We start from the raw sequence: 12,733 nt of genomic DNA on the forward strand, positions 1-12,733 counted from the left end.
TTCATATACTTGACAGATAAATTCACATATATGTACATTTTCCTCAAGCAAGAATTGGAGCGAGGACCGGGCGGTGCTGCAGCGTTTCGCTGCCGCCTTCCGTTTGGGGACGCGTCAGGGAGAACAAGATGAAGACGAAACTGGTCTGGGCCGCCGCGGCGTTCGCACTCTCGCTGCCGGTCTCGACGCTTCAGGCGCAGGCACTGGAGCTGAAGGTCGCCGATAGCTTCCCCGCCGGTCACTATCTCGTCCGCCTGATGCTCAAGCCCTGGATGGACGACGTCACCAAGCGCACCAACGGCGCGGTGACCTTCACCTATTATCCGAACCAGCAGATCGGCAAAGCGGCCGACATGCTGCGTCTAACCCAGTCCGGCGTGGTCGACATCGGCTACATCGGGCCGTCCTATGTCTCCGACAAGATGCCGCTCTCGGAAGTCGCGCAACTGCCGGGGGCCTTTGAGACGAGTTGCCAGGGTACGCTCGCCTATTGGAAGACCGCGCGCGAAGGCGTTCTGGCCAAGCAGGAATATGCGCCCAACAAGATCAAGCTGCTGTTCGAGGTGGTGCTGCCGCCCTATCAGGTGTGGACCGCGAAAGCCAAGGTCGACGCGACCAAGGACATGCAGGGCCTGAAGCTGCGTACCACGGGCGGCGCGCAGGATCTGACATTGCGTGCGCTCGGCGCGGTGCCGGTGCGCATGGCCGCACCCGATGCCTATGAATCGCTGTCGCGCGGCACGATGGACGGCCTGCTGTTCCCGATGGAGAGCGTCGTGGCCTATGGCCTGGACAAGCTGGTCAAGCACGCCACCGAAGGCGTCAGCTTCGGCAGCTTCATCGTCGCCTATTCCATCAACCAGTCGGTCTGGGACAAGCTGCCCGACGACGTGAAGAAGGCGATGAACGAGGCGTCCGAGGCGATCGAGCCGACCGCTTGCGCGCAGGTCGACAAGGAGACGGAGACCACCAAGAAGCACCTTCAGGATCAGGGTGTCAGCTTCGATCCGCTGCCGGAGGCGACCCGAACCGAGATGAAGGACAAGCTCAAGGGCGTCGGCAAGGAATGGGCGAGCGGGCTCGACAGCCGCGGCAAGCAGGCATCCGCCGCGCTGAAGGAGTTCGAAGATTTGCTCGCCGCCGGCGGCAAGTAAAGCGGCAAGTCATCCGACAAAGAAGGAGGTGCCAGAGGTGATCAAGCGAGCGGGAGATGTGCTCGGCGCGCTGGAACGCGCGCTGACGGTGATCGCGGTGGTGTTCCTGTTCGTGATCATGCTGCTGGTGGTGACCGACGTGTTCATGCGCTACGTGCTGAACCGTCCGTTTGCCTTCACCTATGATCTGATCGGGCTTTATCTGCTGGCCGGCGTGTTCTTCTTCACGCTGTCCGACGGCTTGCGCGAGCATGCGCATGTCGGCGTCGACATCCTGCTCTCGCGCTTCTCGCCGGCGGGCCGGCGGCTGTCCGAGATCATCACCGCGCTCGCCGGCCTGGTCGTGTTCGTCCTGATCTGCAAGGTCGGGTTCGAGCGCGCGCTGGAGAATTACGAGCAGCACGACGTGCTGGCCGGCGCGATTGCCTGGCCGACCTGGATCTCGGCGGCGCTGGTGCCGTTCGGCTGCGGCGTGCTGGTGCTGCGGCTGACGCTTCAGTTCGTCGGCAATGTGCTGAGCCTCGTCAGCGGGCGTGACCTTTATCCGCTGCCGCCGGTGACCGGCGTCGGTGAAGCGCGCAGCTTCGAGTAACGGGCGATATCCATGACACCTTTCATCGTTCTCGCCCTGCTGTTCGGCCTGCTCGCGCTTGGCACGCCCGTCGGCTTCGCCATGGCCTTTTCCGGCTCGGTCGGCCTCGTCATGGTCGGCGGATGGTCGACGCTGTTCGGCATATTGCAGACCGCGCCGCTCTCGACGGTGTCGTCCTATGAGCTGATCACCATCCCGATGTTCCTCCTCATGGCGGACCTCGTGCTGCTCTCGGGCGTCGCGGACGATCTGTTCAAGACGGCGTCGGCCTGGGTCGGCCGCATTCCCGGCGGGCTCGGCATGGCGACCGCGCTCGCCGGCGCCGGTTTCGGCGCGATCTGCGGCACCTCGACGGCCTCGGCCGCGACGCTGTCCTCGACCAGCCTGCCGGCGATGATCCGCCAGGGCTACGAGCCGAAGATGGCCGCGGGCGTCGTCGCGATCTCGGGCACGCTGTCGATGCTGCTGCCGACCAGCGTTGCGCTCGTCATCTTCGGCCTGCTGGCCGAGGTCAACATCGGCAAGCTGCTGATCAGCGGTATCATCCCCGCGATCCTCGTCACCATCACCATCATGGCCACGATCTACTTCCTGGTCTGGCAGGATCCCTCGCGCGCGCCAGCCGCGAAATCGGTGCCGTGGCGCGAGAAATTCGCGCTGCTGTGGCAGGTCTCGCCGATGGTGGTGCTGTTCTCGATCGTCACAGGCACGATCTATCTCGGCGTCGCCACGCCGACGGAAGCTTCCGCCTTCGGCGCGTTCGGCGCCTTCCTGCTCGCGATCGTCAAGGGCAAGATCACGCCGTCCTCACTCTATCACACGCTGCTGCGCGCCTGCCACGGCACCTGCATGATCATCATGATCCTGGTCGGTGCCTCGATCTTCGGCTATTTCTTCACGCTCACCCACGTGACGCAGGACCTCGTCGCCTGGATCGGGTCGCTGCCGGCCTCGCGCTGGGTCATCATCACGCTGATCCTGTGCGGCTATATCGTGCTCGGCTCGTTCATGGACCAGATCGCGATCCTGGTGCTGACCGTGCCGATCGTGCTGCCGCTGATCAAGACGCTCGGCTTCGACCCGATCTGGTTCGGCGTCATCAAGATCGTCACCGCCGAGGTCGGCATGATCACGCCGCCGGTCGGGCTGAACTGCTTCATCGTCGCCCGCTATGCCAAGCGCCCGGTGGCCGAGGTGTTTCACGGCACCTTCCCGCATTTCATCGCGCACCTGATCGCAATCGCGATCCTGGTGGCGTTTCCCTCTATCATCCTCTGGCTGCCCTCGCAGATGGGGCGCTAGGATCGGAGCCCGGCTCCCAAGAAGGAGATCAAGACCATGGATTTCGCGCTCACCGATCAGCAGGAAGCCATTCGCGACGCCATCGCCAAGATCTGCGAAGGCTTTCCCGATGCCTATTGGCTGAAGAAAGACCACGACGGCGGCTTCCCGCATGACTTTCACAAGGCGCTGGCGGATGCCGGCTGGCTCGGCATCTGCGTGCCGGAAGAATATGGCGGCTCCGGGCTCGGCATCACCGAAGCCGCGATCATGATGCGCACCATCGCGGAATCCGGCGCCGGCATGTCCGGCGCCTCCGCAGTGCACATCAACGTGTTCGGTCTCAATCCCGTCGTTGTGTTCGGCACGGAAGAACAGCGCAAGCGCATGCTGCCGCCGATGGTCGAGGGCCGCGAGAAGGCGTGCTTCGCCGTCACCGAGCCCAACACCGGCCTCAATACCACGCAACTGAAGACCCGCGCAGTCGCCAAGAACGACCGCTACATCGTCAACGGCCAGAAGGTCTGGATCTCGACCGCGCAGGTCGCGCACAAGATCCTGCTGCTGGCGCGCACCACGCCGCTAGAGGAGGTGCGCTCGCCGACCCATGGCCTCAGCCTGTTCTACACCGATTTCGACCGCAACAGGATCAAGGTCCACGAGATCGAGAAGATGGGCCGCAAGATCGTCGATTCCAACGAGCTGTTCTTCGAGGACTTTGAAATTCCGATGGAGGACCGCATCGGCGAAGAGGGCAAGGGCTTTCAGTACATCCTCGAAGGCATGAACCCCGAGCGCATCCTGATCGCGGCGGAAGCCGTCGGTCTGGGCAAGCTAGCGCTGTCGCGCGCGACCGAATACGCCAAGACGCGCGTTGTCTTCAATCGTCCGATCGGCAAGAACCAGGGCATCCAGCATCCGCTCGCGGTGAACTGGGTCGAGCTCGAGGCGGCCTGGCTGATGGTGATGCAGGCGGCCTGGCAGTATGACAAGGGCTTGCCCTGCGGCGCCGGCGCGAATGCCGCGAAATACTTTGCAGGCGAAGCCGGCTACCATGCCTGCGAGCAGGCCGTGATGACCCATGGCGGCTTTGGGTACGCCAAGGAATTCCATGTCGAGCGCTATTTGCGCGAAGTGCTGATCCCGCGCATCGCGCCGGTCAGCCCGCAGCTCGCGCTCAGCTTCATTGCGGAAAAGGTGCTCGGGCTCGCGAAGTCTTACTAGGCTGGGGGCTCGGGGAGGATTGCCATGAACCTCGCTCACCATCTCCTGCGCGCTGCCAAGGCTGACGCGTCCGCGCCAGCCTTGCTCAAGGGACTTACGCCGGTCGCGGACTACGGCCGGCTCGCCGCGACCGTGGCCTCGCTGGCCGCATCACTGCAGCAGCGCTTTGGCCTCGGCAAGGGCGACCGCGTCGCGCTGCTGATGAAGAACGTGCCCGACTATGTCGCCTGCCTCTATGCCTGCTGGCATGCCGGTCTCGTCGCCGTTCCCATCAACGCAAAGCTTCATCCGCGCGAGGTCGCCTTCATTCTCGACAACTCCGGCGCTGCGGTCATGTTCGTGACCGAGGACATGGCAAGTGTCGCGTCGGAAGCGCTGGCACTCGGCACGGCGAAGCCGCGCGTGATCGAGATCGGATCGGCCGAACATCTCGGTATGGAGAAGGCCGATGGCATCGCCATCGCCGATGTCGCCATCACCGATCCCGCCTGGATCTTCTACACCAGCGGCACCACCGGCCGCCCCAAGGGCGCCGTGCTGAGCCATCGCAACTTGCTTGCGATGTCGCTGAACTATCTGGCGGAGATCAATCCGATTGTGCCTGGGGAGGCGCTGCTGCATGCAGCCCCAATGTCGCACGGCTCCGGTCTCTACATGGTGCCGCACGTGCTCGGCATGGGCGCGCAGATTGTTCCGGAGAGCGGCCGCTTCGAGCCGGACGAAATTCTCGAGCTGACGACGAAGCGCGAGAACATCTCCTTCTTCGCCGCGCCGACCATGGTGCGGCGCCTGACGGTGGCCGCGAAAGCGGCGGGCGCGACCGCGCCAGGGCTGAAGACCATCATCTATGGCGGCGGCCCGATGTACGTGGCTGATTGCAAGGCCGCGCTTGCGGTGTTCGGACCGAAGCTCGCGCAGATCTACGGTCAGGGCGAGACGCCGATGACCATCACGTATTTGCCGAAGAGCATGCATGTCGACGCCGGCCATCCGCGCTACGAAGCGCGTCTCGCCTCGGTCGGCATCGCGCAAGGCGTGGTGCAGGTGCGTACCGTGGACGAAGCGGGCCGGGACGTTGCGCCTGACGAGATCGGCGAGATCATCGTGCGCGGCGATACCGTGATGTCCGGCTACTGGCAGAATCCGGATGCGACCGCGAGCACGCTGCGCGACGGCTGGCTCTATACCGGCGACATGGGCGCCTTCGATGCGGATGGCTTCCTGACGCTGAAGGACCGCTCCAAGGACGTCATCATCTCCGGCGGCACCAACATCTATCCGCGCGAGGTCGAGGAGGTCTTGCTGCGGCACGAAGCCGTCGCCGAAGTCTCGGTGATCGGCCGGCCGCATCCGGAATGGGGCGAGGAGGTCGTGGCCGTTGTCGTTCCCGTTGCAGGCAAGGCGGTGACGCGGGAGGAGCTCGACCAGATGTGCAGCGCCTGGATCGCGCGCTTCAAGCGTCCCAAGCATTACTACCTCACCGCTGAGTTGCCCAAGAACAGCTACGGCAAGATCGTGAAGACGGAGCTGCGCACGCTGCTCGGCGATGCCTCCGCGCGCCTCACCCCGATGGGCTGAGGCGGCAATGTCCGGGAACACGCCGCCGATCGATTTTTCCGGCTTGATCCGGGAAGGCGATCTCGTGGTGTGCGGGCAGGCGACGGCGGAGCCCGTCACCCTGACCGAGGCGCTGATGACGCAGGCGGCGCAGCTTCCGCCGTTTCGCATGATGATCGGGCCGGTGTTCTCGGAGACGTTTTCCGTGGCATGCGCTCCTCACGTGTCGTTCCAGAGCTATGGCGTGATCGGCAATGCGCGGCGGCTTGCCAGGTCCGGACGGCTCGATGTGATCCCGAGCAACTACAGCGCCTTCTGCGCCGACTTCGCCGCGCGTCGCCACAGGGCCGATGTCGTCCTGGTGCAGCTTGCGGAGGCAAAGAGAAGGCTCAGTGCCAGCCTCTCCAACGACTATGTCATCGATGCCGCGCGCGGCGCACGCCTCGTCATCGCCGAGATCAATCCGGATGCGCCCTTCACGTTCGGTGAGGAATGGCCGGAAGATGTGCCGATCCATATGCGCGTCGCTGCCCGCCGTCCGCCGGTCGAACTGGCTTCGACGCCGCTCGATGACGTCTCTCGGCAGATCGCGTCCCATGCCGCGAGCCTGATCGCCGACGGCAGCACACTCCAGTTCGGCGTCGGCCGCATCCCGGACGCGATACTTACCTCGCTCTCGCACGCACGCAATCTCGGCATCCATTCCGGCCTGATCAACGACGCGGTCGTCGATCTGATCGAGCGCGGCGCGGTAACGAATGAGGAGAAGGGCATCGATGCCGGGATCACCGTCACCAACCAGGTGATCGGCACGCAGCGCCTCTATCGCTTCGTGCACGAGAACAAGGCGGTGGCCGTGCGGCCGACGTCATACACGCACGGTCAAGGCGTGCTGGCGCGGATCAACCGGCTGGTCGCGATCAACTCGGCGCTTCAGGTTGGGCTCGACGGCAGCGTCAATTCCGAGACGCTGAATGGTGTTCACGTCGGCGCGATCGGCGGGCAGCTCGATTTCGTGCGCGGCGCCAATGCGTCGTCCGGGGGCAGGGCGATCATCGCGCTGCCGGCGACGGCGTCGGGCGGGTCCAGCCGCATCGTCGCCAATGTCGAGACCGTGACGACGCCCCGCGCCGATGTCGATGCCGTCGTCACCGAATGGGGCGTTGCGGAGCTGCGCGGCTGCGGCCTCGCCGAGCGGGCGCGCCGCATGATCGCGATTGCCGCGCCAGAGCACCGCGACGCGCTGTCGGCGCAACTTCGCCGGCCCTCCGGCTAGCTCAGTTCATCATCGCAAGCGTCGGGCGCTGGTTCTCGCCGGCCCCGATGATTGCAGGAATATCCGTCGTCTCGCCGGCGATCATGCCCGACATCTGCCAGAACAGGTGCGCAAGGCGGGAGAACACCAGCCGCTCGCGCTCGGCAGGGACGGTGCCGTCAGGGATCGTCACCGTCTCCAGGCCGACGACCTTCTTGAAGTCCGGCCAGATCGTCATCGACTGCGCGATCACCGAATAGCAGCGCGGATCCTCGTCGCTGTCGTCGGGCGCCGGCGGCAAACCCGGATATTGCGTCGGCGCGGCGTAGAACTTGTAGGCGCCATAGCCGAGCCGGAGCAGGAATTTCTCGGGGACAGCGACGTCGGCGGCAAAGGACACTAGCCTCGCCTCGCTCAGCACGTCCGCTTCGATCGCGCCGAGGTCCGCTGCGCGCAGCGCGGAGCAGAAGACGAGATCGCGATTGTGCTCGCGGAGCAGGTTGGCCAGCGGCTGCTGCTGTTGCACGGTATCGGTGAGCAGGATGATGGTCTTGAGCATCGTCTGATATCCGTCAGGGGAAGAGATGGCGGGCGGTCATGACCGCTTGGTCGGCAGCGTGGGCGGCGAAGAAATCGTTGGCGATGCGCTGTCCCGGTGCGATCTCCAGGATGCGGTAGCGCGCGAGGGCAGCGGCTTCGCGCGCGACGCCGACATCGTCCTGCCAGGCACAGAGCGACAGCTCCAGCCGGCCGTAGCCGCCGCAATCGGCGGCATAGGCACCAGTCACGGCTTCCACGGTTGCAGCCACCGCGCCCGCGTCGCTGGTCGAGACGTCGCGCAGGATCACGGCGATGCCGTCGCCGGTCTCGGCTTTCGACGTCATCACGATGAAGGCATCGCGGGGGCCGGTGCGGCCGGCACGACGGGCCGTGCGCGCGATGCCGGCAAAGCCGGGATCGGGACCGAGCTCCAGTGTCGTGGTCTGCTGGTCATGCAGGATCGTGGCGCGCATCGCGCCGAGGTCGCCTTTCAGCGAATGATATGAGCGGGGGAGCCACACCGTATCGAGCGGCAGCTGCGAGGAGGTCAGGCTCCAGGCCTGGTCGAGCAGATAGCCCTCCCAGATCGCAGGATAGGACGCGGCGAGCTGCTGCCAGGCGCGCAGCAGCATTTCGGCGGCCTCGGTGCGGCCGAGATAGAGCGTGCGCGCCGACATCTCCCAGCGATTCCATTTGTGGAGCGCGACGTCGCAGCCGAGGAAGGACGGCAGCAGCGGCGCCTCGCGCAACACCGCGCCGACCTCGACGAACAGCAGCGGCTCGCGATACTTGTTCCACATCCGCATCATGAACTCCGCCTTCTCGAAGCAGAGGATGCGGTCGCCGAGCTGGGTATCGATCGGCTCGATGTGGCAGGTGAGATCAAAGCGCTCGAGCGAGTGCCGGAGCGCGAAGGCCGCAGTCGCATCGCCCCCGCGCGGATAGCAGGAGACGATCCGCGGGCGGACCGTGGACGTGTCGGCTGCGGTGAGGAATTTCGACCAGCCGATGCCGCCCCACCACATCTCGTGAGGGCCGTCCGCGCCGCAGGGGCCGACGGTGCCGAATTCGGTCAGCTTGGACTTGAGGAAATCGAAGCCGGGATTCTCGCTTCTGGGAATGACGACGGCGCAGCCGGGGGTGAGCGAGCGGTAGAGCAACTCGGCGGCCGCCCCGCTCAGAGGCTCCTTGAGGATGATGACGCCGTTCCGCCGGCCCTCGCTGAAACCATCGAGCATCGGCGCACCGTACTGCTCGACCAGCCAGCCCAGACGGTCGCGCTGGATCGGACCGAGCCTGACACCGCCGGATTGCAGCAGCCGATCAAGGTTTTCAAGCGTCCCGTCCGTCAATTCCCTGCCCCCTCGCGCCAGCCTTGGACTTCAACGTCCGGGGCGGCGCGATCAGGCGCATTATTTGGGGCCGGCGCCGAGCACGGTGATCGCGACGGTATAGATCGCGATCTCCTGCGTCATCGGCGCTACCGGGATCAGCAGGCAGCCGTTGTCGGTTTCAGCGCGATAATGGCTGCCGGTCCGCTGCAGACCGGCGAAGATCAGGCTGTCATCGGCAAGGCCGGTGACGTCCTGGCTCTCGGCGGCGTCGCGAACGTCATCGCCCTGCTGCACGGTCACGCCATGAATGAGGCCCTCAGGGGCGAATTTCGCCAGCGGCAGCGCGATCGTGGCGACCGCCATGGTCCGCGACAGGGGAATACGCAGGCGCAGCTCGCCGAGGCCATTGCGATAAACGGTGATAGGCTCCAGCGTCGCATCGCCGCCGGCACGGAACAGTCCAACCTGAACGGGGCCGCAGGGCCGTTCCTCAAAGACGTCGGCGGGCAGACGGTTGGCGCCGAACAGCACATAGAGATAGCCGTGGGAGGGCGATAGGCCGGCAAAACTGCCGGCGAGCCACATCGGCGGCGCGGCGGCGGTGCAGGCAGCCGAGAGCCCACGGGCGGTGATCTGGTCGCGCACGAATCGTTCGTCGCGCAACAGCGCGAGCGCGTGGGTGCCGAGATTGACATCGTGCTTCAATGTGCCGAGCAGCGCCAGCTCGTCATGGTCAGGCAGCAGCAGAAGCCGCGCCAGCGTCGCCGCGCACCAGCGCGCGGCGACATCGGGCGCAGCATAGGGAGCAAGGCCATAGTCGCGCGCGACGTCGTCCGCGCTCGCCGCAAAGGCGAGCGCGCCGGCCTGGATCTCCGCGGCCAACGCCAGTTGCTCCGCAGGACGTGGATTGATCTCGCGCAACACTGCGCCGCCGTCGTAGTCCCGCACCGAGCCGTCGGCGGAGCAGCAGGCCTGCTCCAGCAGCGCGACGTTGCGGATCAGCATGCGCTTGACATGGGGCGTGACCACCAGGTCGGACGAAGCCTGCCGCGCTGTCCTGCTCGGCTATGTCGTCGAAGGTGTCGTCCAGCGACATCAGATAGGCGCCGTGGAGGCGGATATCGATGCCTTCCAGGTCGAAGACGCGGCGCAGCGCCTTCTGCACGCTGCCGGAATAGCCGACATCGGCGAGGACGAGGTCGGTACAGTCGTCGAACCCGGGGATGGCATGGCGCAGATAAGCCAGCAGCCGGGCGCGCAAGCCTGCGGCGAGCTCGACGATTTCAGCTGGGTCCATCAGTTCGGGAAGCGCCTCGGCGAGCGCGTCGCCGGAGACGATGCCGCCAGGAAAGCCGGCAAAGAAGGTCGCGACCTTTGGCGGCATGATCTTCACCATGTCGCCAAAGGTCGGCGCGTCGATCTTGAACACCTTGCTGAGGAGATCGACCAGCGGCTGCATCGTATCGGCCGAGGCGATCAGGCTGACGCGGCGATTGATCTCGACATAGGCCGCCGTCTCGCCGTGCAGGTTCTGCCAGACCCGGTGCGACAGAAAACCGTCGCGGCCGAGAAAGCCGAGGGCAACCTTCCGGCCGGCGCCGGCTGCTTCTTCGCAGCGCCGCGTCACGAAGGCGTCGAACGCGGCCATCACCGGACCGAGCACGGTCAGCCCGAGGTTGAACGCCGCAGACTTCTCGGCGCTCCGCGCGGCGACCATGCGCCGCAACGTGCGCGCGCCGTGATCGAGTCGCGATGGCGAACCCGCGCACAGCAGCCCGAACAGTGCCGTCTCGCGCTGGAACGTCGAGGCCAGCTGCGCGCTCGCCTGCGGATAGTAGCGCGGGCGAATGCCGTGGCGCTTCGCGCCCTTGATATCGGCCTTTTCATTGTCGCCGACGTGAAAGGAGGAGCCGGCATCGATGCCCTGCTCGGAGAGATATGTGGCGAACAGGGCTTCGCTCTTGCCGCTGCCGTGATCGCAGGACGCATAGAGGAAGTCCCATGTCAGCTCGGGACGGCAGGCGCGCAGCAGCCGTGCCAGCCGCTCGGAATCCCAATAGGTATCGGAGATGAATCCGACGCGATAGCCGGCGCGTTTCATGTCCGAATATTGCCGAAGCATGTCCGGATTGACGCGACAGAGCTCGAGCTCGGCCGCGAACTCCGATTCGACGAGGTCGCTCAGATCGCGGCGCGTGAGACCGAACAGATTGAACGGAAAGAACGAATAGATGTCCTCGATGTGAACTTCGACCGCGCCGCGCTTGTCCTTCGCGGCCCTGCGTGCGCGCCCTTCGGCCTGGATGCGATGCTGAACGAAACTGACGGAAACATTCGGACAAGTTCTTGAAATGCCCGAGAGCTCGTAAGTCCTTTCAAATACACCATCTGGCGTCGTGCAGGCGCGAACCAGAAATGTATCGAAAACATCGAACGACCAAGCAGAAACAATTTGGGCGCGGCGCGCTGCGCCGGTCGTTGCGATCGTCATGCGGCAATTCCCCGTCCAACATGTCGATTAACGTGCGCATTTGACGAGTCAGGCGCTACACGCGCAAAAAAAGTTCACGCGCGATTCAAAAACGCATTCGCCGCGACTGACAGATTCAAAAAAATCGCTAGGTTCGAAAAAGGTGATTCGGAAAAAATTGCCGAGTGCGGAAGTCGTCTCGCGTTCATTCACACTCGGAAACAATCGCATCTTCATGCGCTGTGCGCGTGTCGCGTTCGATCGCCTAGTGCCGCGTAATGTCAGCGTTTTCTCTCCACGACATCTGTTCAGGATGGATGATCCGCCATGGCGCGAGACGATGTGATGATTGCAGGTTTGATGCGCGAGATGATCGCGCAGTCGGCAATTATTGCCCGACACTCGGCAAAAACGACCGGCTAACATCTTGAAAAATAACGAAAAGTCTTCGCCTGGATTGTTTTGGTGGCCCGTTCAACGCCTGGAAGCCGTGTGGCATGTGCGCCTCCGGCATTGCGGGTTGGAGGTTGCGGGATGAGTTACGCTGCTGATGTCTGGGCTCCCGCCGAGGCCGAGATCACGACGACGGCGCCGGTCGATGCGATCGTGCAGGTCGCGCCGTCGGTGCCGCTCGCGCCGGACAGCGTGCCCGCTGCCGACGATGTCGTCTTCGATGAAGACAGCGAACTCCTCGACAGGCTCGCTGCCGACGACGAGGCGGCGTTCCGCATGCTGGTCGAGCGTCATATCGATCGCGCCTATGCGATCGCCCTGCGCATCGTCGGCAACGCGGCGGATGCCGAAGACGTAGTGCAGGACACCATGCTCAAGGTCTGGAGCCATCGCGGTCGCTGGCAGCACGGCCGCGCCAAGTTCTCGACCTGGCTCTACCGCGTCATCTCCAACCGCTGCATCGACATCAGGCGCAAGCCGCGCAACGAGAATGTCGAGACGGTGCCGGAAGTCGCCGACGGTCAGCCCGGCGCCGTCGAGATCATCGAGCGCAACGAGCTGAACGGCATGCTGGAGCTCGCGATGCAGCGCCTGCCCGAGCAGCAGCGCATCGCGGTGATCTTCTCCTACCACGAGAACATGAGCAACGGCGAGATCGCCAGGTGATGGACACCACGGTCGCCGCGGTGGAGTCGCTGCTCAAGCGTGGACGTCAGCAGCTCCGCCAACTGCTGCGCAAGCACGAACGCGACATCCGCACCGCGTTTACCGATTGCTAACCATAAAATTCGCCTCGCAGGAATTTTCGCGCCTGATCTCTCTGCGCTCCGCCGTTTGAGCGAACGGACGGGGCTGCGGTCCGCGTCGTCGTAA

The 12,733-nt window shown here is 64.7% G+C and carries 9 protein-coding genes and 1 pseudogene; 7 read left to right on the forward strand and 3 right to left on the reverse strand.

Annotated features, from left to right (window positions below):
- Nucleotides 1-128 precede the first annotated feature (128 nt).
- Genes N2603_RS11085 through N2603_RS11110 form a run of 6 tightly spaced genes read left to right on the forward strand, consistent with a single transcriptional unit; the run spans nt 129 to nt 7,084 of the window.
- Complete coding sequence (locus N2603_RS11085) at nt 129-1,154, forward strand: TRAP transporter substrate-binding protein (protein ID WP_260388751.1); 1,026 nt, start codon at nt 129-131, stop codon at nt 1,152-1,154.
- A 37-nt stretch (nt 1,155-1,191) separates the two neighbouring features.
- Nucleotides 1,192-1,746, forward strand: a complete 555-nt coding sequence (locus N2603_RS11090) for a TRAP transporter small permease (RefSeq protein ID WP_260388752.1) — start codon at nt 1,192-1,194, stop codon at nt 1,744-1,746.
- 12 nt (nt 1,747-1,758) lie between these two features.
- Entirely contained in the window at nt 1,759-3,048 is a 1,290-nt protein-coding gene (locus N2603_RS11095) for a TRAP transporter large permease (protein ID WP_260388753.1), read from the forward strand.
- Nucleotides 3,049-3,084: 36 nt separating this feature from the next.
- The gene (locus tag N2603_RS11100; RefSeq protein WP_080134126.1) at nt 3,085-4,251 is read left to right on the forward strand and encodes an acyl-CoA dehydrogenase family protein; all 1,167 of its coding nucleotides are present in this window, start codon (nt 3,085-3,087) and stop codon (nt 4,249-4,251) included.
- A 24-nt stretch (nt 4,252-4,275) separates the two neighbouring features.
- Nucleotides 4,276-5,829 carry a class I adenylate-forming enzyme family protein gene (locus N2603_RS11105; RefSeq protein ID WP_260388754.1) on the forward strand — a complete coding sequence of 518 codons (1,554 nt, stop codon included), beginning with the start codon at nt 4,276-4,278 and terminating at the stop codon, nt 5,827-5,829.
- Between the two features lie 7 nt (nt 5,830-5,836).
- On the forward strand, nt 5,837-7,084 hold the full coding sequence (locus N2603_RS11110) for an acetyl-CoA hydrolase/transferase family protein (protein WP_260388755.1): 1,248 nt from the start codon (nt 5,837-5,839) through the stop codon (nt 7,082-7,084).
- Between the two features lies 1 nt (nt 7,085).
- On the opposite strand, the gene N2603_RS11115 is transcribed toward N2603_RS11110, so the two are convergent.
- From N2603_RS11115 to N2603_RS11125, 3 genes are all read right to left on the reverse strand, one after another.
- Nucleotides 7,086-7,622 (reverse strand): hypothetical protein, encoded by a 537-nt coding sequence (locus N2603_RS11115; RefSeq protein ID WP_260388756.1) that lies wholly within the window; start codon nt 7,620-7,622, stop codon nt 7,086-7,088.
- Between the two features lie 13 nt (nt 7,623-7,635).
- On the reverse strand, nt 7,636-8,955 hold the full coding sequence (locus tag N2603_RS11120) for a hypothetical protein (RefSeq protein WP_260388757.1): 1,320 nt from the start codon (nt 8,953-8,955) through the stop codon (nt 7,636-7,638).
- 715 nt (nt 8,956-9,670) lie between these two features.
- On the reverse strand, nt 9,671-11,428 hold the full coding sequence (locus N2603_RS11125) for a hypothetical protein (RefSeq protein ID WP_260388758.1): 1,758 nt from the start codon (nt 11,426-11,428) through the stop codon (nt 9,671-9,673).
- Nucleotides 11,429-11,941: 513 nt separating this feature from the next.
- Between N2603_RS11125 and N2603_RS11130 the strand changes: the two are divergent.
- Nucleotides 11,942-12,639: pseudogene (locus N2603_RS11130) on the forward strand (RNA polymerase sigma factor).
- Nucleotides 12,640-12,733 lie beyond the last annotated feature (94 nt).

The sequence above is a fragment of the Bradyrhizobium huanghuaihaiense genome (assembly GCF_025200885.1).
In the GTDB taxonomy this organism is placed as follows: Bacteria; Pseudomonadota; Alphaproteobacteria; order Rhizobiales; family Xanthobacteraceae; genus Bradyrhizobium; species Bradyrhizobium huanghuaihaiense.